This window comes from Pelagicoccus mobilis, assembly GCF_016595505.1.
Taxonomy (GTDB): Bacteria; Verrucomicrobiota; Verrucomicrobiia; order Opitutales; family Opitutaceae; genus Pelagicoccus; species Pelagicoccus mobilis.
The window spans coordinates 1-23431 of sequence record NZ_JAENIL010000017.1 but is presented as its reverse complement, the minus strand read 5'-3'; the positions used below and the strand labels follow the sequence as shown (position 1 = coordinate 23431).

22 protein-coding genes are annotated in these 23431 nt (G+C 52.9%); 21 read left to right on the top strand and 1 reads right to left on the bottom strand.

The genetic code is table 11. The annotated features are described in order from the left end of the window. Positions 1–107 precede the first annotated feature (107 nt). The 21 genes from JIN87_RS10585 to JIN87_RS10485 all read left to right on the top strand — a co-directional run bounded on the left by JIN87_RS10585 (position 108) and on the right by JIN87_RS10485 (position 22549). Positions 108–2873, top strand: a complete 2766-nt coding sequence (locus JIN87_RS10585; RefSeq protein WP_200355533.1) for an Ig-like domain-containing protein — start codon at positions 108–110, stop codon at positions 2871–2873. A gap of 217 nt (positions 2874–3090) precedes the next feature. Beyond that, positions 3091–3501, top strand: a complete 411-nt coding sequence (locus JIN87_RS10580) for a hypothetical protein (RefSeq protein ID WP_200355532.1) — start codon at positions 3091–3093, stop codon at positions 3499–3501. Between the two features lie 37 nt (positions 3502–3538). Then, positions 3539–4093 (top strand): DUF1439 domain-containing protein, encoded by a 555-nt coding sequence (locus tag JIN87_RS10575; RefSeq protein WP_200355531.1) that lies wholly within the window; start codon positions 3539–3541, stop codon positions 4091–4093. Positions 4094–4283: 190 nt separating this feature from the next. After that, entirely contained in the window at positions 4284–4934 is a 651-nt protein-coding gene (locus JIN87_RS10570) for a histidine phosphatase family protein (protein ID WP_200355530.1), read from the top strand. A 319-nt stretch (positions 4935–5253) separates the two neighbouring features. Continuing rightward, positions 5254–7875, top strand: a complete 2622-nt coding sequence (locus tag JIN87_RS10565; RefSeq protein WP_200355529.1) for a tetratricopeptide repeat-containing hybrid sensor histidine kinase/response regulator — start codon at positions 5254–5256, stop codon at positions 7873–7875. A gap of 76 nt (positions 7876–7951) precedes the next feature. Then, positions 7952–8686 (top strand): hypothetical protein, encoded by a 735-nt coding sequence (locus JIN87_RS10560; RefSeq protein WP_200355528.1) that lies wholly within the window; start codon positions 7952–7954, stop codon positions 8684–8686. Positions 8687–9094: 408 nt separating this feature from the next. Then, on the top strand, positions 9095–9856 hold the full coding sequence (locus tag JIN87_RS10555; protein ID WP_200355527.1) for an outer membrane protein: 762 nt from the start codon (positions 9095–9097) through the stop codon (positions 9854–9856). A 22-nt stretch (positions 9857–9878) separates the two neighbouring features. After that, entirely contained in the window at positions 9879–10844 is a 966-nt protein-coding gene (locus tag JIN87_RS10550; protein WP_200355526.1) for an AAA family ATPase, read from the top strand. Between the two features lie 41 nt (positions 10845–10885). Next, complete coding sequence (locus tag JIN87_RS10545; protein WP_200355525.1) at positions 10886–11788, top strand: DUF58 domain-containing protein; 903 nt, start codon at positions 10886–10888, stop codon at positions 11786–11788. After that, the gene (locus tag JIN87_RS10540; protein WP_200355524.1) at positions 11788–12264 is read left to right on the top strand and encodes a DUF4381 domain-containing protein; all 477 of its coding nucleotides are present in this window, start codon (positions 11788–11790) and stop codon (positions 12262–12264) included. The genes JIN87_RS10545 and JIN87_RS10540 overlap by 1 nt, the downstream gene beginning before the upstream one ends. Continuing rightward, positions 12257–13252, top strand: coding sequence for a vWA domain-containing protein (locus JIN87_RS10535; RefSeq protein WP_200355523.1), 996 nt, complete (start codon positions 12257–12259; stop codon positions 13250–13252). Before JIN87_RS10540 ends, JIN87_RS10535 begins: the two co-directional genes overlap by 8 nt. Continuing rightward, positions 13245–14210 carry a vWA domain-containing protein gene (locus tag JIN87_RS10530; RefSeq protein WP_200355522.1) on the top strand — a complete coding sequence of 322 codons (966 nt, stop codon included), beginning with the start codon at positions 13245–13247 and terminating at the stop codon, positions 14208–14210. The genes JIN87_RS10535 and JIN87_RS10530 overlap by 8 nt, the downstream gene beginning before the upstream one ends. Continuing rightward, the gene (locus tag JIN87_RS10525) at positions 14207–14902 is read left to right on the top strand and encodes a tetratricopeptide repeat protein (RefSeq protein WP_200355521.1); all 696 of its coding nucleotides are present in this window, start codon (positions 14207–14209) and stop codon (positions 14900–14902) included. Before JIN87_RS10530 ends, JIN87_RS10525 begins: the two co-directional genes overlap by 4 nt. Before the next feature lie 6 nt (positions 14903–14908). Next, a complete protein-coding gene (locus tag JIN87_RS10520) occupies positions 14909–16336 on the top strand; it encodes a BatD family protein (protein WP_200355520.1) in 1428 nt (475 codons plus the stop codon). 129 nt (positions 16337–16465) lie between these two features. After that, positions 16466–18016, top strand: coding sequence for an arylsulfatase (locus JIN87_RS10515; protein ID WP_200355519.1), 1551 nt, complete (start codon positions 16466–16468; stop codon positions 18014–18016). Between the two features lie 115 nt (positions 18017–18131). After that, on the top strand, positions 18132–18638 hold the full coding sequence (locus JIN87_RS10510; RefSeq protein WP_200355518.1) for a GNAT family N-acetyltransferase: 507 nt from the start codon (positions 18132–18134) through the stop codon (positions 18636–18638). Between the two features lie 32 nt (positions 18639–18670). Beyond that, positions 18671–19657 carry an alpha/beta fold hydrolase gene (locus JIN87_RS10505; protein ID WP_325176376.1) on the top strand — a complete coding sequence of 329 codons (987 nt, stop codon included), beginning with the start codon at positions 18671–18673 and terminating at the stop codon, positions 19655–19657. 7 nt (positions 19658–19664) lie between these two features. Continuing rightward, the gene (locus JIN87_RS10500) at positions 19665–20471 is read left to right on the top strand and encodes a polysaccharide deacetylase family protein (RefSeq protein ID WP_200355516.1); all 807 of its coding nucleotides are present in this window, start codon (positions 19665–19667) and stop codon (positions 20469–20471) included. A gap of 173 nt (positions 20472–20644) precedes the next feature. Next, the gene (locus JIN87_RS10495) at positions 20645–21061 is read left to right on the top strand and encodes an ester cyclase (RefSeq protein ID WP_200355515.1); all 417 of its coding nucleotides are present in this window, start codon (positions 20645–20647) and stop codon (positions 21059–21061) included. Positions 21062–21150: 89 nt separating this feature from the next. Next, positions 21151–21822, top strand: coding sequence for an NAD(P)H-binding protein (locus JIN87_RS10490; RefSeq protein ID WP_200355514.1), 672 nt, complete (start codon positions 21151–21153; stop codon positions 21820–21822). Positions 21823–22054: 232 nt separating this feature from the next. Next, a complete protein-coding gene (locus tag JIN87_RS10485) occupies positions 22055–22549 on the top strand; it encodes a lactoylglutathione lyase family protein (RefSeq protein ID WP_200355513.1) in 495 nt (164 codons plus the stop codon). 415 nt (positions 22550–22964) lie between these two features. Here the strand turns inward: JIN87_RS10485 and JIN87_RS10480 are convergent. Beyond that, positions 22965–23431 (bottom strand): leucine-rich repeat domain-containing protein (locus tag JIN87_RS10480; RefSeq protein WP_234033347.1); only part of this gene is annotated, 467 nt, incomplete at its 5' end.

Sequence of the window (23431 nt, the reverse complement as noted above, 5' to 3'; positions counted from 1 at the left end):
CAAAATGCCCCCCCTCCACCATCCCCCCACCTTAACAGATCATTAATCTACCTTCATTCGCTTAGCCGACACACCCATCTGCCGATTGGAGCCATACGCGCATACGTATGCTCTCTCCATCCACCAGGTTTCTGATTCCTCTCCTGACTGTTTTCCTGTCTCTCGCTGGCCAGCTTACCCGCGCCCAGTACTCCGAGATCTGGGGCGTCACCTTCACCGGCGGAGAGCAGGACGCAGGCTACCTCTTCAAGATGGACGCCGCCGCCAGCACGCTTGAGATCAAGCACCACTTCGACGGCCTCGACGGCGGCAAGCACCCCATTGGAACGCTCTCCGAAGGCCCCGACGGCCGTATTTACGGCGTCACCGTACAAGGAGGGCTTCACCAAAAAGGCATCATCTTCTCCTACGATCGCGCCTATGAAACCTTCAACGTCGAATACCACCTGACCGAGCGAATCGGGCACACCCTCGTCCTCGCCCCCAACGGAAAATTCTACACCACCTCCAACGCCTACCTCGGTTCCCTCTACGAATACGAGCCCCGCTCCCGCACCCTCAGCCTCCTGCACGACTTCCCCCTTTCCCAAGGAAAGCACGGCCTGGCCGACGGCCAACTCACCCTCGTCGACGAACACCTGCTCTACGGCACTTCCCCCGTCGGCGGCAACAACAACCAAGGCACCCTCTGGGAGTACAACCTCTCCACCAACACCTTCACCGTAAAACACTACTTCAGCCTCTCCACCGGAGCAAAGCCCGATCCCTACACCGTTCTACACCAAAACAAACTCTACGGCGTCGCCACCTCCGGAGGAAACCACGGCCGCGGCCTCATCTACGAGTACGATCTGGGCACCGACACCTACACCCCGCACGAATCCCTCTCCTCACTCCACACCCACCCCGAAAGCCTTCGCCTAGGACAAGACGGAAACCTCTACGGAAACGTCTCCATCGGCGGTTCCGAAGGCGGCGGAGCCATCTACCGCTTCGACCTCTCGACCAAGACCCTCAGCTTCACGCACGAGTTCGTCGACATGGGAAATCCCCACCTACCCACCGGAGCTCTCCACCCCGCCTACTCAGGCAAGCTCCTCGGCATCACCCGCTACGGCGGCACCGGCGAAGGCCTCGGAACCGTCTACGAATACGACCTCGAAAGCGAAACCTCCACCATCCGCCAAAATATGGACGACGGATTCCCAACCGACACCGTCCTCCTCGAAGTCGGAGAACGCGCCGTCACCTCCCTCAGCCTAGACGCGCCCTCCCAAGTCATAGCGACCGACAACGGCAATCTGCAACTCACCGCCAGCCTCCTCCCCGTCGAAGCCAACCACCAGCCCGTCGTTTGGACCGTGGACAATCCCCAAATCGCCAGCATCTCCCAAAACGGACTCATCACCGCCCTCGCCAACGGAAACGTCACCGTCACTGCCACCGCAAACTTCGGGCTGGGCGTCTCCCAATCTACCGCCATCTCCATCAGCAACCAAGACGACACACCCCCCAACATCCCAGTCGCGGCCATCACGCTATCCTCTCCCGCCAACGCAATCACATCCTTCGAACAAACACTCCAACTCGCAGCGGAAGTCACGCCATCAAACGCGACCAACCCAAACCTAAGCTGGACAAGCTCAGACGAATCTATCGCCACCGTATCCACAGACGGACTACTCACTCCCATCAGCAACGGCACCGTCACAATCGCCGCCACCGCAACCGACGGATCAGAAGCCATCGCCAGCAAGACCATCGCCGTATCCAACTACGTCACCTCCATCACCATAACACCCGATACCGCCGTCATCGATACGCCGAGAGGCACCATCGATTTCGATGTCGTCGTCCAACCCGAAAACGCCACCAACAAAACCGTAGAGTGGTCAGTCAATACCTACAACGGCGCCACCATCGATTCCGACGGAGTCTTCAAAGCCAAGCAAAACGGACTCGTCACCATCACCGCAAAATCAACCGACGGCTCCAGCATCACCGACACCCATATGGTTGTCCTAAGCAAGCAAGACCAATACACCGACGTCACCAGCGTTACGCTCTCCCCCGCCAGCGGTTCCATCAACACCGATCTCGGTACGCTCCAACTCACCCCTACTATCGCCCCAGAAGACGCCACCAACAAAACGCTAACTTGGGAAAGCGCAAACACGGCCGTAGCCACCATCGATCAAAACGGACTCATCACCGCCACCGGCAACGGCAAAACCTTCATCATCGCCCGATCCGCAGACAGCGTATCCAGATTCTTCCCACTTACTGTCACCAACCAAGCAAACGGACCGCTCACCCTCACAGGCCTCAGCTTCGAACCCAGTACCTACTCCATCAGCACCCGAGATGGCACCATCAACCTCACCCCGAACCCCATCCCCAGCGACGCCCCCATCCCCACTCTAGATTGGCTCATCGACAAACCCGAACTCGTCAGCATCTCCAGCGACGGCCTCGTCACCGCTCTCGCTGACGGAGTCGCCCACGCCCTCGCCTCAGGAAACAACATCTACGGAGAACGTATATCCTCAAACGTCATCACCATAAACGTCAGCAATCAGAACAACCCCTTCGCCGCCCCGCCTCCCCTAGTCAAACTCGACTCCGAAAAACTAATCTTCAGCTACACCCGCTACAAGCCCCAGCAAGGGGAAAGCTTTCATTACGAAAGCTCCACCGACCTCAAAAACTGGATACAGCTCAATCCAGAAACAGACTACCATACCCTCTCCACCACCAACCACAACAACGACACCCAAACAATCAGCCTAGAGCTCCTCAGTCCCGAAACAGAATCTCAGTTCATACGAGTCGCTTTTACCCCTAAAAACAGCGCTCTGCAAGCCACACCTTAAACCAACCTAACTGCAGCTGAGCCGACCCTCAGCTCCACTAGGATTCAAGCCCAGCGCTCAACGCGAATAAGCACAGCGTTCATACACCTAGATTAACCTTGTGCGAAACACGCCTTCGAGCATCCTTCTCAAGCACCCGAACCGTCCCTCCCCAAAGCCACCAACCTTGTTCGCCCTAAACGTAGTTAGGAACCAATACTCACAATCAAGAGAATAGATGGATCAAGCCACCTTCAAAGTACTCTTGTCGATCTACACAATTTACGTGATCTATCAAGTGGTCCTACCGTCTAAGGATCCGTCGCTTAGCAGAAAGGAACATAGTGAAAAAGCTGTCCGTATGTTCCGCTCATTATCGGTTGCACGACGAACCATCGGCATCAGCCTAAGCCTAACGATCTACGCCCTCGCCGCGACTGGCATCGCTGGGATGTTTTTCTTCTGGCCTCCTGCCAGATGGCTTTTTCTTTCCGCCGTCATACTGACAGTTTTCGGTCAAGTCAGGTGGCCTATTCAACCGATGAAAACTCATACTGAAGTGATCAGAAATGAAATAGAACTGTTTCTCGATGGAGCACTCGTTGTATTGGTTTTCTTCTCACCCGTGTCCCAATTCTTCAACCAATGAAACCGTGACGAACAAATAGTCCCAGAAGTTTGATAAAGTGAAGAAACTCCTAATAACAATAGCTCTCTTGATCTCAATTGCTGGAACGAGTGCATATTTCTATTTCAAAGGAAAAAGGTACGAGGTAGTGATCACCCAGGAGCAGATTGACTCTTCTCTCGCTCAACGATTTCCAACGACCAAGACCCATCTTGTAATCCTTCGTGTCAACTACTCAGATCCACAGGTTTCGCTGCTGGAAAACGAGAATCGAGTGAGAATAGGCATGAATGCGAAACTCGACTTGAAGCTACCAAAGCAAGAGCGCGAATTTGGAGGAGGTGTCACTATCACTTCAGTAATAAGATACCATCCTGAGAAGCAGGAGTTCTTTTTGGATAACGCAACAATCGAGAGATTGGACATTCAAGGAGTACCAGATGAATGGAGCGAACGCGTTACTACGTTTGCCAATGAAACAGCAATCGAAATAGTCGAGAAGCAACCAGTTTATAAGCTCAAAGCAATAGACGCGAAAACGACTCTAGCCAGACTCCTTCTGAAGGATTTTGAAGTACGTGACCAGGCCATCCACATCACATTAGGAATCTGAAAGATATACAGAGTCTATCGATCCCAATTACTCTGATCAATACTCCGCACTAAACTCAAAACACGACCTTCACGTGAAAGACATTTTCACCTCGTAATTGAACTTTAACCACAGTCACCAATAGCAAAGCCTCGAGTCCTTCCACGCGAAGCGTGATCATCGCCGAACGCAGTTCGGATCTAGCGAAGCGATGTTAAAACCAACTCCTGCTCAAGCACCGATCCAGAGTCTCCGCCTCGGCCAACTCCAAGTGAAAAAAGTCTACTTCATCACCCATCCAAACGTGGCGATCGATCCGGAAGTGCCAGTTCCGAGGTGGCCGCTTTCCGAGCGAGGATTCGAACGAATGAGAGCCTTCCTGCAGCAGCCCTTCGTCCAAGGCATCACCTCAGTCTACTGCAGCAATGAGCAAAAGGCGATCGACGGAGCTGAAGTCATCGCCAACCACCTCTCCCTCGAAATCCAAACGATAGAAGAGCTAGGAGAAAACGACAGATCATCGACTGGATACCTGCCCTCCGATGAGTTCGAAACTGTAGCGGATCAGTTCTTCGCCCACCCAGATCAATCGGTTAGAGGTTGGGAAACCGCAAACGCCGCTCAACAAAGAATATCAAAAGCCATAGATGGAGTGCTCAGCCAAGACAGCGGCGATGGAGACATAGCGATCATCTCGCATGGAGGCGTCGGCTCGCTGCTACTATGCCAAATAAAGGGCTACCCCATAGACAGGAAGCACGACCAACCAGGAGGCGGCGGTGGCAACTACTTCTGCTTTTCCGCAACGAACAAGCAAACGCTACATTCATGGAAGCCCATAGAACCGGGCGAGAGTGGATAGAGAAAAAATCCATCACATTCTGTATCTGAAATATCACTACAGACACCTCCCACCCATCTCTACAATCACAGCCTGACCAATATCAAACGCAAAGAGATTTGATTGCTGTTCGAGGCGAAACAGTTGGAGTTCCCGCTTCAGCGGGCTTATCGGTTTTCGTTGCCTAGGGTTACCGCCTAAAAGCTAGACTCCAGCGGTTGGTAAAAAAGGTCCCACGCAGCATCACGCCTCCGACTAATTGGTCTCACACCGCACGACCAGCGATCATCGCTCTTGCGAGATGCCCAGCTTTTCTCTACTACATCTAGCTTAGCAAGTAATGGAACAAGCACAGAGCAAGTATCCGACTCATCAAGAAATTGACACGCTCGTCGAGCAGTCGCGCTTCAACTATTACGCAGGCAAGTTGCCCGACTCGCTGTCCTTGGCCCAAGACGCGCTCGAGAAGGCGACTACGCTTCACTACGACAAAGGCATCATCTTCGCGACAGCTTGGATCTCCTACGCCCTGCTGGGGCTCGGCAAGCCTGACGATGCGCTCGCAGAGGCACAAAAGGCCCTCCCCCTAGCTGAAGAGCTTGGCGACCCGGAACCCTTAGCCCTCATCATACGAGCAAACGCCAACGTCTACGCCCTCACCGGCCAGTTGGAACAAGCCTACGAGCTGCGCCTCCGAGACCATAAGATCTGCCTAGAGCTAGACGACAAGCAGGCGGTAACCATCTCCTACTACAACTTGGCCTTGCTCCAAATCGACATGAAGCAACTGGACGAAGCCCTAGAAAACGCCCACCAGTCCCTCAAGCTAGCCGAAGAGCACGACTTCACCATCAGCGCCGGGTACGCCAACGGCTTAATTGGCGAAACGCTCATCGAACTGAGCCGTTTCGACGAAGCCGAAAAGTACTACAGCAAAGCCCTAGAAATCGAGGAGCAGAACAGCTCCAACCTCAATATTCCCAACTACTACATGGGCCTCGGGCGCTGCGCCTTCGAACGGCAAGACTACGAGACCGCGCTCGATTACCAGCTCCGCAGCATCACCCTCGAAGAAGAACTAAAAGACTTCAAAGGCATGGCTCTCGCCAGCGTGAACGCCGGGATCACCTACAACGCCATGGGAGACAATGCCCAAGCCACCAAGCTGTTCAACGACTCAATCGAGCTCGCCAACAAAGGAGACTTCTCTCCTACAGTTCTTTCCTGCTACCAACTGATGTCCGACTCGTACGCGAGCGTCGGCAACTACCAAGCAGCATTCGATAGCCTGAAAAAATACTCCGAGCTAAACGAACGCCTTCACAACGAGGGACTGGCGAAACAGTTCGCCACCATGCAAGCGAAGTTCGACGTGGAGACCCAACGCCGCGAAGCCGAAATCAATCGCCTGAAAAACGTAGAGCTATCGGCAGCACTCGACGAGCTAGAAGAAGCCAAAGACGCAGCGGAAACGGCAAACAAAGCGAAGAGCGCCTTTCTCGCCAGCATGTCCCACGAGATACGTACTCCGATGAACGCCATACTCGGCTTCTCCGAACTGCTTTCCAAAACCATCACCGACAACCCGCAAAAAGAATACCTCAACGTCATACGCATCAGCGGCAAGTCCCTGCTCAGCCTGATCAACGACATCCTCGACCTCTCCAAGGTCGAAGCAGGAAAGATGAAACTGGAATGGGCCCCCTGCGATGTCGCGGGCGTCTGCAAAGAGATGGTTCAGATCTTCTCCCAAAAGGCGGAGCGCAAGCGTATCCAGCTTTCCGTAGACTTTAGCGACGGATTCCCATCCGCAGTAGTGATCGATGAACTACGCTTACGACAAACGCTCATGAACCTGATCGGAAACGCCATCAAGTTCACTGAAAGCGGCTCGGTAAAGCTGGTAGCGAAGTCCGAGGAGCTGGGTGACGATGCCGCAACGCTCCGCTTCGAAGTCATCGACACAGGAATCGGCATACCAAAGGATCAAATCAGCAAGATATTCGGAGTCTTCGAGCAAGTCTCCGGGCAAAGCGCTACCAAATTTGGCGGAACGGGTCTCGGCCTCGCTATAAGCAAGCGGCTTTGCCAAATGATGGGGGGAGACATCCAAGTAGCAAGCGAAGTCGATAAAGGCAGTACCTTCTCCATCATCCTAAAAGGAATCGCCCTCGCCCCCGAAACAGTGCTGCTTCCAGACGAACACTCCGAGGACGTACCCAATGTGCAGTTCAAACCCTGCAAAATCCTCGTGGTAGACGACGTCGAGCAAAACAGGCTTCTCGTAAAGTCATACCTCGAAGGTCAAACCATCGATTTCACAGAGGCAGCAAATGGCAAAGATGCCTTCGACGCTATCCTTCACGATCCGCCCACTCTCATCATCACTGACTTACGGATGCCGGAGATGGACGGCAAGCAACTGAACAAGCTGCTCAAAAACGACTCCCGCCTAAGTCAGATTCCAATCATCGTATTCACCGCCTCCGCCATGAAGGAGGATCAAGAGGCGTTGAGAAAGGAGTTCGGTGGATACATTCAAAAGCCGTTCAACCAAACAGAGCTCATCCGCAGTCTCATGGAGATTCTGCCATTTGAAGAGCAAGAGACAACAGACGGTTCCAGCAACGCAACCCAACAAAGTAGTCGTTCTGAGGATACACTTTCCGAACAAGAAAGACAAAATCTCACGCCCCTGCTCGAGACGCTAAAGTCTGAACAAACCACAGCGGAGAAGATCAGCAAAACCCTCTTAATCGACGACGCTGAGCTTTTCGCCAGTCGCATGCAGGAAGAAGCGCACAGCTTCAATTACCCCCCTCTCAACAAATGGGGCGAGTCGCTAGCGACTCATGCAACCCTATTCGATGCTGAGGGCATCCTGGATGACCTCTCACGCTTTCAACAGCTGGTTGAAAACCTCGAAACATCATTGAGAGAAAACAGAGAAACTGCCCCATAATTGCAGGAGTGTACTTTCACGCGTATACTGGCAAGCATCGCACTTTCGAACCTAATCCTCGCTTCACACACCCCACATGAAAAACACATCTGCACGTGCACCCAAAACGCCAATCATAGTCGCAATGGCAGCTGTATTCACACTCGGCCTCACAAGCATCCACGCCTCTGACGAGGAGGCCGAAAAGCACCCCGACGATCCAACGAAAATCATCACCCGGATCGGTGTCGGCTACACCGACCGGTTTCAGGTCAACGGATCGCTAGGACTCGACGAAACGAAAATGCTCAACGCCCGAGTCTCAGAAGACCTCGACGAATGGAGAATCGGCGGATCCTGGCTCTTCGATTTCGGAATCGTGAACTTCAACTTCAGTCAAACCGACTTAGAAGAAGAAGGCGCCACAAAAAACAACTACAGTCTCGGAACCTTCGTACCTCTCAGTGTTTTTGGATACGAACCGGGCGGCGTCCAAATCTTCCCCATGCTCGGCTACAGCTACAACGAAGGAGAGTTCCCCCACTACGGCGACCCCGTCGGCAACCCAAACGAATTTGTCCTCATGAACGCTGACTCCCATGGCGGATACCTCGGCGCAGCCGCATTGAAGCCCCTCGGAGACAATTATTCCGTCACAGCATTCGGAGGCGGTTCGCTTGGCTCCGACGACTACAGCGGCTACTGGGTCGGAGTGGGTGCAGGATACAAAGTAAACGACCAACATTCCTTCAAAGCCTTCGCCATCTACGCCGACGACGACTTTGGAACCGAAGAAAAAATTGGCATCGCCTACACCTACGAGTTCGATTGAGAACTTAAAAACAGAATTTCACCAACCGCTCCACTTCGCCACTCCCTGACAAGGGGGAACTCCAAGAGATGGAGAGGAAAAGAAAATACAGAATCATGAAGTCTCAGTGCACTCTGTGTCCTCCGTGGTTTTAGACTCTCAGTAATCCATCGCACCACCAGCTCAATTGAAGAGCCCAGCGAGACAGGGTTAATATCCCAACACTGCAGCACCTCATAACAAAGAGAGTGCCCGCCAAGGCCTGAACGATGTAGATGAGAGAACGGGCTAAGAAAGTTCGTCAATAAGACTAAAGTCCTATTGCGAAAGAAGCCCCCCCTGCATATAGTGGACGGTCCCTGTGAGCCCGGTCCCAGCCCATGCAATTGGGTATCTTGAATCAATCCAAGAACAACCCGCAAAGCCCTTATGAAACAAACCGCTGGTACGCTTGCCGTCGTATTCTTAGCCCTCTCAACATCTGCGACAGCCATCGCATCCAAAGTCTGGGAACACTCCCTAGAGCTGTATGGGCTTGGCATAAACATCGACGGTTCAACTTCCGTAGGGCGTGCCGTTGGCAATGATCTAGATGTAGATTTCGAGAAGATTCGAGACAACCTCGAGTTCGGCGGAATGATTCACTTCGAATCCTTCAATACCCAAGAAAACTGGGGAGTGTTTTTCGACTACTCCTTCATGAATCTCGGCAAAGGCAGACCCGGCGCTATCGGCGTAACAGAAATCGATGTGGACCAGGCCGTCCTGGAGGGCTTCTTCACCAAACGCATAAATGGCAAGAAGTCGCGAACCGACCTGCTTCTCGGACTACGGTGGTGGGACAACGACCTCGAGCTTACTATCGACCCAAACCTACTAGACAGCGATTTCACTACCAAAGTGAACGAAGATTGGATCGATCTCGTAGTCGGAGTTCGCACCTTCATCGACCTAGACGACAAGTGGACCCTCGCACTACGCGGAGACATCGGAGGGATGGGGTTGGAATCAGACTTCACCTTCCAAGGAATGGCCGGATTCCAATACAAACTCTCGGAACACTGGTCATTAGATTTTCAATACATAGCCATTTGGGTCGACTACGAAACCGGCGAGATCGGACGCCCCGGCTACTACGAGTACGACACAGTTAGCCACGGCCCACTTCTAGGGATCATCCGAAAATTCTAAGCACGCGCACCTAATCCTGCCAATGACACCACTCGAATCAATCCTGGAACTCAAGAGCCGCGTATCGCAATCGATCATCGGTCAACAGCACGTCGTCGACAGCCTGCTTCTCGGTCTGCTCTGCAATGGAAACCTTCTTTTGGAGGGACTCCCCGGTACAGCTAAAACGCGCTCCATCCGATCGCTGGCCAAATCCTTGGCCGCCGATCTGGGACGTATTCAGTTCACTCCCGACCTGCTTCCCGCAGACGTTACCGGCACAGAGATCTACCAAGAGGTCAACGGCAAGCAACAGCTCGATTTCCAAGAGGGCCCGATATTCAATAACCTGATACTCGCTGACGAAATCAATCGAGCTCCAGCGAAAGTCCAGTCCGCCCTCCTTGAGGCGATGGAAGAACGCCAAGTAACAGTAGCCGGAAAAACAAGGCCCCTTCCTCGTCTATTCATGGTTCTCGCAACCCAAAACCCAATCGAGCAAGAGGGCACCTACCCACTCCCTGAAGCGCAAATGGATCGGTTTCTCTTGAAGATCGATGTCGGGTATCCAGATGCGGAAGCCGAAACGAAAATCATCGATCTGGTGCGAGGGGAAGAAAATCAATCTCAGCCGCCTCCAGCCGCTCCCATCGATCAAGACGCGATCTTCAAGGCCCGCGACGAAATTCATACCGTTCACGTTTCAGACAATCTCAAGAAATACCTCGTCGACATCATCATGGCGACTCGCCAACCGGATGCCTACGATAGTCCGCTCAAAAACTGGATAGAAGTCGGATCCAGCCCCAGAGCAACCATCGCCTTAGATAAAGCCGCTCGAGCTCAAGCGTGGTTGGAGAACCGCGACTACGCTACGCCCGATGACGTACGCTCCGTCGTCCACTCCGTCCTAAGCCATCGTCTGGTACTAAGCTACGAGGCAGCCGCCGATGGGGTAAGCTCAACGTCGGTCATAGACGAGATCCTCAAACAAGTCGCCGTAGCATAGGAAGCAAGGCCATTACCAATCAAGATACAGTCTACACCGATTTGAAAAGCCTGGTTCGCCTCCGTGCCCAGGCACGCGGATTTTCCTTTCTCCCCAAGCAACCGGTTCGCAGCCTCCTGTCCGGAAAGCATGCATCCAAAATCCGAGGACGAGGCCTCGATTTCGAGGAACTCAGACACTATCGAATCGGCGACGACATTCGCACCATCGACTGGAAGGCGACCAACCGCACCGGCAAGCCGCAGGTTCGCGTCTACACAGAAGAGCGGGAGCGGCCCGTCCTATTGATAGTAGACCAACGAATATCCATGTTCTTCGGCAGCAAGGTGAAGATGAAATCAGTCGTCGCCGCCGAGCTCGCGGCCCTCGTTGCCTGGCGAGTCCTAGACGCGCCAGACCGCGTGGGAGGAATCATCTTTAACGACAACGAAATACAAACCATCCGCCCGGAGCGCAGCCAACGCAACCTCATGCGCCTCTTTGGCGAGATCGTTCGCTTGAATCAAGCCTTGGGACGGCAAGGCAGCAACTCCCCCGAAAACAATCAACTGAATGCTGCCCTTACCAGAGCCGAACGACTCTGCTCTCACGATTTCCTCATCATTCTACTCAGCGATTTCTCTGGATGGAACAGCGAATCCGTTAAGCGGATACGACGACTAGCCCGTCACAACGACGTCATCGCATCACTCGTCTTCGACCCGCTAGAAAAAGACCTCCCCTCAAATCGAAAGTTCGTAGCAAGCGACGGCTCCAAACAAATTGAAGTCGCTCCAAACCTCGAACACCTAGCGGCCCGATTCTCAAAATCCTTCAGCACAAGAAGCGAAGCGATCGAATCGAAACTCAACAGATACGGCGTACCCGTGATTCCGATACATACAGTCACATCCGCTGCAGCACAAGTCCGTCAAGCGATTGGAAAATTGGAGAGTTTTCGATAATGCCTCGCTGGTCTCCTCCAGACACCTGGGGCAACTACAGCCTCAAAGAGTTAGACGAAGTGCTGATGGCTGAGCCCATATCCCTCTTCCCCTCTACGCCTGCTTGGTACTGGGTCTTGGGTTTCATCGCGATCGTCGCCGTACATCTGGCGGTTCGAAGCTACTTGAACTGGAAACGAAACAAGTATCGCCGCGACGCGCTTAAGGAGCTAGAAAACATCAAGGGAAGTAAAACGCTGGACCAGCTACCCTCCTTATTGAAACGAACAGCGATCTGCGCCTACGGGCGAGAATCAGTCGCATCGCTCAGCGGGACGAGCTGGATCGACTTCCTCAACAGAACCCACTCGAGACAACCATTCGATACCCACTCCGGAGAGGAGCTCCTAGCGCTGGCCTACAGTCCTTCGCCAAGCATCGCAGGTTCGAGTGATCTCACGGAGAAAGTAGAAATTTGGATACGCCACCATGATTGAATGGACACACTTCTGGGTTTTCCTGCTTTTGCCGGCGCCCTATTTAGCGCACCGATTCCTTCCGCCCTATCGCACCACTCGGGACGCCGTTCGGGCTCCCTTTTTTAAGCGCCTCACCTCCCTGACAAAACAAGAAGCCGGCAGCGGATCAGTCATCCTTCAGCGGATGCTTTCCCAAAAGATCTGGCTGATCTTGGCATGGGTCTTAATTCTAGCAACGATTGCCAAACCGAACTGGGTGGGAGAACCCGTCGAACAAACAAAGTCGGCCCGAGATCTGATGATCGCCGTCGACCTATCCGGCTCGATGGGCACAGAGGACTTCGAAACGAAGTCGGGCGACAAAATCTCGCGACTCGATGCCGTCAAGCAAGTGCTCGCCGTATTCGCCGCCCAACGCGCGAACGATCGGCTCGGGCTCGTTGTCTTCGGGGCCTCCCCCTACTTGCAAGTTCCGTTTACGGAAGACCACGAAACATGGCTCCAACTACTCGACGAAACCGATGTCGCAATGGCTGGGCAAAACACAATGTTTGGCGATGCCATCGGATTGGCCATCAAGCTCTTTGAGAACAGTACAGTCGAACGCCGAGTGCTCATAGTACTAACAGACGGCAACGACAACGGCAGCCGGGTTCCTCCAATCGAAGCAGCCAAAGTCGCCCGACAAAAAGGTATCACAATCTACGGCATCGCAATTGGGGATCCCGAAACGGAGGGCGATGACGTCCTAGACATGGAGACCTTGGAGCGAGTCGCCGAAACCACTAGAGGACTCGCTTTCAATGTCCAAGATCGAACCACGCTAGAAGCAGCCTATTCCCGTATCGACACTTTGGAGCCAGAAGCGTTCGAAACCTTGAGCCACAGGCCGCGTCACAGCCTTCACCACTATCCGCTCAGCGTATTCGCATTTCTGTATCTCGGCCTGTTCTCGACCATGACGATTCGTGCATGGACCAAAGACAGAAAGGACGACCATGCCTGACTGGAGCGTGATCGATAACTTCCATTTCCTGCGACCTTGGTGGCTACTAGCCTTCTTGCCGATGCTGATCGCCCTCGCCACCCTACGCCGACAACAAGACGCTCGTGCCCAATGGCAAAACATCGTCGCCCCTCATTTGCTCGAACACCTGATCGTCAAAGGTCGCCAGAAAAAGTCGCTCACCCCCCTCGGGCTAACATTCATAGCCTGCATCCTCGCAATCCTCGCTCTCGCAGGCCCCAGCTGGAAACGGTCGCCATCCCCATTCTATCAAGACGAAGCGCCGCTTGTCATCGCCGTCGACGTTTCCTTCTCCATGGAGCAAAACGACATACAGCCCACCCGGCTAGAACGGGCAAAACAAAAGATCCAGGACCTACTCAAGTCGCGGGGAGCTGCCCCGACAGGCCTAATCGCGTATTCAGGTTCCGCACACATCGTCATTCCGCTTACTGACGACCCAGAAATCGTCGTGAACCTCCTTTCAGCGATCACCCCTAAAATCATGCCCATACGAGGCAAGGAACCGAAGAACGTATTGCCTCTAGCCAACCGCATCCTTAACGGATCCAGCGCCCCCGGAACACTCTTGCTAATAACAGACGGAGTCGAATCTAGCGGCATCCAGTCGTACGCGAGCTATTTCTCCAGCCAAGAGCATCAGCTGATCGTATGGGGAATCGGAACCTCGACGAGGCCAAACGAAAAGTCCGTACCCAAATTTCCACTTCAGGAAGAAGAACTGAAAGACTTGGCTAACAGATGCGGCGGACACTACCAGCAACTCAGCATCGATGCGTCTGACGCACGCAACGTTCAGCGAAAAACGAAAAGCTATCTCGTCACCGCTGAAGACGAGTTCAGCCCATGGGTGGACGAAGGCTACTACTTTGCCATCCCCATGGCCTTCCTCATCACCGTTTGGTTCCGCAAAGGATGGACGCTATCTTGGGAATGAGAATATCGAAAATACAGCATCCGATCCAATTCCTGCAGTCCCGATTCAGGCAGCTGCTCGGGATCTACTTCATCGCGTTTGTCGCATGGCTCGGCCTGAAATATACCAAAGGCGAAACGATCCCATCGCTTTTCCTGACACAGGATCAACGCGGACAGCTTGCTCTAAACAAGCAAGACTACGCCCTCGCAGCCGAACTCTTCACCGATCCCCAACAAGTAGGTCTCGCTCACTACTACAACGAAGACTTTAAGTCCGCCGCCGATAGATTCCGTGAGATCAACGACAACGAAGCCCTGTTCGCTCTAGCCAATAGCCTAGCCCACGACTCCAACTACCTACTTTCGCAAGCCACCTACGAGAAGCTGCTTGAGCGGGATCCCAACCACGCAGCCGCCATCAAAAACCACCGCTTCGTCAAACGAATCGTCGACGAGATGCTGGCGATGGGAGAAAGCCAACAACAGGAATCTGGCACGAGCGAAGAGAAAATGGAAGCGCCGCCGAATATGGAGTTCAACACCGAGCAACAAGAATTCGGCACCCGCAAACCACCAGAGCAACTGACCGCCGACCAGCTCCTAAGCGATCCAGAGATGGCGAACCTCTGGATGAAACAGGTGCAAAGCGATCCAGCTGAATTCCTGAGCGCTAAGTTCCAGATGCAAGCGAAGGAAAATACCAATCAATAGACACGGATGAATACCCGCAGACATCAAACGCCTAGAAAGTCCGTACCATTCGGTGTCCCTACTCCTCTGCGTTCGACTGACTGCCTCCGCGCTCTCATCGTCTTTTTACTCTGTTTTCCGGTCATACTACGCGCCCAACAGACCTTGGAAGACTTGGTTGCAGCGGATCGCTTACGGCTAACGACTTCCCTCACTCCTTCCGATGAAATCTACGCCACGCAAAAAGTCGTTCTCACCATTGAGATCGCGACCGACCAATGGTTCGCAGGAGGTACAGAAGTGGGCTCTTTGGAAGTTCCAAATGCAGTCGTCTTGCAGCGACAAACCTTTGCCATAAACTCTACACGCAGGTCCGGTGGCAAGACCTGGGCCATACAACAGTGGGAAATCGAAATATATCCTCAAAGAGAGGAACTCTACCAAATCCCATCAATAGAGGTAGGCCTTACCGTAAGTGGAGACGATGGAAAACCGATTCGCGGTAGTCTCATCACCAATACCGCTTCATTCGTAGCAACCTCCCCACCAGGCGCCCCTGAAGACTCTACCTGGATTGCTTCAAAAGAACTCACACTCAGAGAGACGTGGAGCGATTCAATGGAAGAACTCAAGGTCGGCGAAGCCCGCGAACGCACCATCACGATCGAAGCAGATGGCCTACCAGCCATGATGCTCCCTCGCCTTTCCCACCCTCAAACGGCCGGTCTTTCCATCTACCCAAAACCAGGAAAAATCCACGACGAAACATCCCGAGGAGCCGCAAGAGCCACGCGCATTGAAAACGCCTCCTATTTTTTTGAAACCCCCAACATCTACACCTTACCCAAAATTCAAATACACTGGTGGAACCTAGAGAAAGAGACTTGGGAAGTAGCCTCGCTTCCCGAGCTCACATTTGAAGTAAGCCCAAATCCAGACCTTCCTCAGCAACTCCCTTCAGAAACAGAAACGAAGACTCTACCGCTCAAGCGACTCTTGCTCACCACTCTAGCGATCGGACTGTCGACGGGAATCCTTCTGCTCCTTCTGCGTTTCCTAAAAAAACCGACCCGTATCATAAATTCGCTTACAAGGAGCGTTCCGATCAACAGCGAAAAGCACTACTGGAAGCAATTGACCATCGCTCTGAAAAAGCAGGACCCCGCCCAAATTGTTCCCGCGCTTTACGATTGGACTACTTCAATCCAGCCCAGTCGAAGCACGCGAACAATACGGGACATCTCGTATACGCACGGCAATAGTCATCTGAATTCACTCACTACCGATCTCCTAAGGGCTTCCTACAGCAAGGAGCAGCCACACTTTCTCGCCTCTAAAAAGCTCCACCAGGAATTGAAAAAAGCGCGACACAGCATTAAAGCTATCCACCGGAGTTCGTCCTCACGCCTTCCGCATTCGAACGACTTGTCCCAACTCAATCCCAACCGGATGTAATTACCCCATCCATACGAATTTACCATCAACTGAACTATTCCTGCTAGGTTCGACGGATCTGCCCAGATTCTTCCGCTAGCTCGATAAAAAACCACAAAACCAACCTGACGCGACCTAGACAGAAAAACCATGAATCGAATAATCCTAAGCCTCGCTCTATCCGTCGCATTCTGCTTCAGCAGTTACGCGGCGAAAAAACCGAACATCCTCGTGATCTGGGGAGACGACATTGGCGTTCACAACATCAGCGCCTACAACAATGGAATCATGGGGTATGAGACCCCCAATATCGACCGACTAGCAGATGAAGGCATAATCTTCACTCACTACTACGCCCAACAGAGCTGCACTGCCGGACGGGCATCCTTTATCCTGGGACAGCACCCGTTCCGTACAGGCCTGCTCACAATCGGAATGCCGGGCTCCGATCACGGGATCCCTGATTGGGCTCCCACTCTGGCTGATCTTCTCAAGGAAGAAGGCTACACATGCGGCCAGTTCGGGAAAAACCACCTGGGCGACCAGGACAAGCACCTTCCAACCGCCCACGGATTTGATGAGTTCTTCGGAAACCTCTACCACCTGAACGCGGAGGAAGAGCCCGAGACCTACTACTACCCAAAGGATCCAGAGTTTCGCAAAAAATACGGCCCGCGCGGCGTCATTCGCAGTACAGCAGACGGCAAGATAGAGGACACCGGACCATTGACGCGTAAGCGCATGGAAACCGCCGATGACCAGTTCACCGACTCAGCCCTAGATTTTATCGAACGAGCCGTAAAGAACGACAAGCCGTTCTTCACTTGGGTCACTGGAACCCGCATGCACGTCCACACTCGCTTGAAGGAAGAATCTTTCGGCACCACAGGTATCGGCATATACCCCGACGGTATGGTCGAGCACGACGGACATGTGGGGCTCCTCTTGAACAAGCTCGAAGAACTAGGCGTAGACAAAAATACGATCGTCATTTACAGCACGGACAATGGCGCCGAGAAAGTAACCTGGCCTGACGGTGGCATAACTCCCTTCCATGGCGAAAAAGGCACCACTTGGGAGGGCGGGTTCCGCGTTCCTTGCCTCGTTCGTTGGCCGGGCACGGTTGAACCGGGGTCCAGAAGCTCCGAAATCATGTCTCACGAAGACTGGATCCCAACCCTCATGAACGCCGCAGGCGTACCAGACATTGGTGAAAAACTAAAAAGTGGATACACCGCAAATAGCAAGAATTGGAGGGTTCACTTGGATGGATACGACTTCACGTCTTACCTCAAAGGCGAGACAGACAAGGGACCGCGTGAGCAAATCTTCTACTTCAGTCAAGGAGGTGAACTCAACGCGGTTCGCTGGAACGACTGGAAAGTGCACTTCGCGGTAGTAGAGGGAAACATCGCTACCGGCATTCGAACAACCCCCGGCTGGCCCGTCATTTTTAACCTCAAGGCAGATCCGTACGAAGAGATGACCTTCCGAGAGTCTTTGTTTTCAACTCGTTGGTACGCTGACCAGATGTGGCTATTCGTTCCGATCCAAGCGAAAGTCCAAGAGTTCCTTGCCACGATACCAGACTACCCGTTCCAGCCCGGGTCCAGCTTAAGCGCCGACGGCATCAACTATCGCTCGCTCAAAGCGATGGAGATCCTTGAAGAGCTCTCCAAGAACGGAGTCATCAATCGCTAGCTTGCAAGGCTAGCGCCTCTACAGAACCGTTCGTCGCATAAATTTACCTACGAACCGGTATTGCATCACAGGTGCATACCGGTTTTTTATTTCCCACGAGCTCGAATAACGACCCATGCAGATCGATTTTGTAAGAGAATCTCAATACAACTCACTTGCGGGCCTACTCTATGAGTTGCACCGGTACTACAACGAAGGGTCTACCGTCACTCGAGAGAACACGCTCGACCACCTAACAAACAACTTGCTGGCAGCCAACTCGGGGATTCAACTCGTCGTCGCGTGCGACGCCGACAATCGAGTATTGGGCTTCGCCGCGGTCTCCTTAGTCTATTCCCTTGTCGAGCCAGAGGAGAGCAAGAACCGGCAATGCGCCTTGAAGGAACTCTACGTCCGAACAGCAAATCGGAACCAAGGGATCGGCGAGGCTTTGATGAGCTGGATCGCCCAGTTCGCCCTCGCCAACAAGTGCTGCCGTATCGATTGGCCGGTTAAAGAATCGAACGCAAAAGGCATCGCTTTCTACGAAAGACTCGGAGCAGAGCGAGTAGCGGACCGCTTGAGCTATCGACTTTCAAAAAAGCAAATGCAGAAGCTGACAGCGTTTGACCAAAACGCATAAGCTCATCTGTTGCTTTTTAAACCACACGCAAAATGATGGCACCGAGAGCAGAGAAACGGGTCCATACCGCCCTGCCGCAACAAATCAGCCACATGCGAACAATTCAGTGTAAGTCACTTTTCATTCTTTCGCTTTTCCTAAGCGCTTGCGTGTTAGCACATCCGAAAGCCCAGAGCTCAGGATCAATCGATGTGGACGGTAGCGTTCTCAGATACACGGTTGAGGGCCAAGGGCCAGCCTGCTTGGTCATTGGCTCGTCCATCTATTACCCTAGGACCTTTTCCAAAAACCTGCGACAACACATGAAGATGTACTTCGTAGATATGAAATGGTTCGCGAAAGACTACGCAGCGGAAAACCTAGAGCAGGTAAACATCGAGTCCATCGTTCATGACGTAGAACAAATTCGGGAAGCCCTCGACCTGGAAAAGCCCTTGATCATGGGCCATAGCATTCACGGCACGATCGCCACCGAATATGTCAAAAAATACGGCGATCAAGTTTCCGGTCTCATAGTGGTCGGTTCCCCCGCCGCCTGGGGTAGCGCAAGCTACACGGAAAAGGCCGCCGAGCTTTGGGCCACCGCCTCGCCCCAGCGAAAAAAGCTCCAAGAAGAGAATTGGGGTAAACTAAAAGAGATCGATCGCCTAACCGGAAAAGAAGAAGCCTCCGCCCGATACAACAACATGTCTCCCCAGTACTGGTTCAATCCTGAGTATGACGCAGGATGGCTTTGGGATGACATGACAGTACACTCGGAGGTGACACAGCACCTATTCACGAAAGTTTTTTCTGAATACAACATGTTCGCCACTCCAACACGGATCGAAGTTCCTACGATCGTCGTGTTAGGAAAGTATGACTATGTGGTTCCCTACACGCTTTGGGAGTCATCCTATGAGAGCGTTCCCGACTTCAAGCTAGTGCTCTTCGAGAAGAGCGGACACACACCGCAGCTGGAAGAACCTCAACGCTTCGACGAAGAGCTGGTCCGTTGGCTCAACCAGAAATTCGAGTAATTGAAAAATGGATCGTAGAAACTTCATCAAAACGTCTTTCGCCGCAGCCGGAACATTCAGCCTCGGTTCCATAGGTCTAAACGCAGCGCCTCATAAAACACATGCTCTATCGCTGAGTTTTGACGACGGCTTCAAGAAGTCCTTCTATCGAATCGCAGAAATCCACGAGAACTATGGCCTAAAGGCATGCCTCAACGTTATCGCCACCGGACACCTGAAGAGCTTTAACGCAGAACCCAAGTGGATACCGCAGGAGCTGTTGGGCGACTTCGATGACTGGAACAAACTCAATGAGCGCGGACACGAAATCATGCCTCACACCTGGGAACATCTCAATTTAACGGAGATCCCAGTCGAGAAAGCGAAAGAGAATATCGAGAAGTGCTTAAGCTACTTCGAAGAAAATCTCTCTGGATACAACTCGCAAGGCGCCGTCTACAACTTTGCCTACAACGCCTCCATCACAGAGCTGGAAGACTTTGCCCTCTCAAAGGTTTCCGCGGTTCGCACAGGAGGATGGCTCGTGCTAAACAATACCATGGTAAACGGTTTTCCCGTCAAAGAGCTCCCCTTTCGCCTAGGCTGTTGGGGACATGGTCCCGGCTTTTGCGACGACTATATTGAGCAGGAGATAAACAAATTCCTAGCAAGCAAGGGCGGTTGGCTCATTTTGAATCTACATGGTCTAGACGAGGAAGGATGGGGCCCAGTCAGTACAATTTATTTGGATACGCTTCTCCGACGGCTATCAATGATTGACTACCTCACCGTGCAACCAACTGGGGAAATCGTCAAAGAACTAGCGAAGCACTAGGCCAAACCAGTACCAAGTCAGGGTTGAGTACCGTAGTCAGCGGCAACGATTTCCCGTGCCTAGTAAAGATCGTCGAGCAGACTCGACGATTTGGCAATTTGAGCGTACAGTTCGCGTCGGCCGAAACTGGCAAAACCTCGTACTCAACACAGCAACCTCCGACCAAGAAACACATGAGTGAGAACTTTGAAACAGCCAAAAAATTCTTCGAAGCCTGCGAAACCGGAAAAGGCTGGGAGGGCTGCAGCACGTACTGCCACCCCGACGCCTCGTTCTCCGCCCAAGCCGGAGCTCTCGCAGAAGTTAAAACACTCGAGGCGTATACGGAATGGATGAAAGGCCTACTGGGTCCTGTCCCCGATGGTCGCTACGAACTACGCTTTTTCGCCGAAGATCAGGCGAGAAGTTGCGTCGCCGCCTACGCGGTTTTCTACGGGACTCACACAGGAGAAGGAGGCCCCATAGCGCCTACAGGCAAAACAGTCGAAGCCGACTACGTCTACAATATGCAGTTCGACGGGACACAGATTAAGCACATGACAAAGATCTGGAACGACACCATCAGTCTGCAGCAACTCGGTTGGGCATAGTCGCTATGCTAGACACAATCGAATAAATCCGCCGTACTTTAAATATCGATACAACTACGTTCCAATTCAATAAAGCGAATGCAACGGCGATGCTAAGAATTGCAATTTACGGAGCCACAGGCATGCTTGGGCAAGCAGCGCTGAGGGAGGCGGTTCACGCTTCGGATGTCGGTGAAATCTTATGCGTAGGCAGACGACCAACCGAAAGCGACAGTCCTAAAGTGAGGTCCCTCGTTTTGCCCGACCTTTTCGATCACAGCTCGATCACTGGCCAACTCAAAGACCTAGACGCCTGCTTCTTTTGCTTAGGGACAACCGCAGCCGGCAAAAGCGAAGAACGATACCATCGCATCACTTACGAGCTCACTATGAAGGTAGCTGAGCTCTTACAGTCCCAGAACCCAAATCTGAGCTTCATCTACGTGAGCGCCCAAGGAGCCGACTCTTCCGAACAAGGCCGAGTCATGTGGGCACGGGTACGTGGCAAGCTCGAGAACCAATTGTTCGGAATGAGCTTTCGCTCCGTCCACGCTCTACGGCCTGGCTATATCCAGCCCATGGACGGCATCAAGTCACGGACACCCCTCTACCGCATCATCTACAACATCGTTGGCTTCACCTACCCTATCCTCAAAAAGCTCTTCCCAAACTCAATCACTTCCACGCACCAGATGGGCAAGGCCATGCTGAACCTCGCGAGGAAACACCCCGCGCCACAGATTCTGCATCCAGTAGACATCAACCGAAGTGCCGAAGAGTAAGATGAAAAGCCCTTCATTTCACCGTGTGAACAAGAGCTGGATCGTTTCAAGACAACCGTGCTCAAGCGTCGATCTCGCAAAAGAACCGAAGACGAGAAACACTTGACCCACCCCAGTTGAAAAGCCCCGCTTTCGCGCTAGTCTTCAGCTAAACCGACAGCGATGCGTTATCAAATTCCGGATACGCAATCGCTCACAAGTAAGCAATCGGAACGAAACAAGGGATATCACTATGAAAACCTATCCAAAAACCTTTTCTCACATCGGGCTATCCGTTCCCGATCTAGACGCCGCCGTAAACTTCTACGAAAACGTGATGGGATGGTACACGATCATGAAGCCGACGCTCGTGGTCGAAGAAGCCGAAACCGCTATCGGCAAAATGTGCATCGACGTATTCGGCACGGGCTGGAAAGACTTCCGTATCGCCCACATGTCGACCGGTGATAAAATCGGCATCGAACTCTTCGAATTCCGCAACAACGAGAAGCCCGAAACCTTTGCCTACTGGAAAACCGGCACCTTCCACTTCTGCATCCAAGACCCCGAAATCGAAGCGCTCGTCGAAAAGATCGTCGCCCATGGAGGAAAGCAACGCATGCCCATCCGCGAGTACTACCCCGGCGAGAAACCATTCAAGATGGTCTACGTCGAAGACCCCTTCGGTGTCGTCTTCGAGATCTACACTCACAGCTACGAGCTCACCTACTCGCAAGGCGCGTACTAAAGAGTAGAACGTAGGGCCGTCGCTCGCGACGAGCCGCAAAAAAAGCATACAACCAGCGCCATCAGTGATTTAAAACCGAATACAAAAAAGTCATAGTCAAAAGCAGTGGATTGCTGCTTTAGGCGAAACTGTTGGAGTACCCGCTTCAGCGGGCTTATCGGTTTGCCGCTGCTTGGGGCTGCCGCCTAAAGACGGCACTCCAACGCTTGAATTCTCTTCCACTGCATTTGCTGATGAACCAAAAAAAGGTCCACCGCTAGAAGCGATGGACCATTTTTAGAATCTAAAAGGTAGCGGCCGTTGTCCCAACGGCCATATGTCTAGCGGCGCCCGTTGGGGACAACGAGCTCTACCCTGATTACTCAAACATTCTTGCGAATAAAACGAGCAGAAACCCCACGTAACCGCCCTCCAACTACGGCTGAATCAAACGCCAGAAGCGTGCCGTGTCGTTACTGGTATCGATCGGATACGGCGAGGTCGCGTTCGGGAAGCTGAGCCAAGGTCCATCTACAGAATCTGACTTCTGCAACACACCCTCGTCTTCCCACAAGAGTTCGTAGGAGTCGCTTTCGTCAACGTGGCGTATCGTCAGCAGAAGCGTACCCTCCGCATCATTCACCAAAACTACGTCCGCTCCGGTATTGGCAACAACGGAGTTCAGGATCGTCGCCTGCTCACCACCTTCAGTAAGATCGACAGGATTATCGTAGAGCGTCACCGCTTTCAGTTCGGTCAGCCCAACCAGCACAGAAAGATCCTCGATCTGATTTTGGCTAAGATCGACTTCCTCTAGCTCTACCAGAGAAGCAAGCGTATCCAATTCTTCGATAGCGTTGTTCGCTAGATAGAGTCGCTTCAGGTTCGTCAAACTAGCGAGCG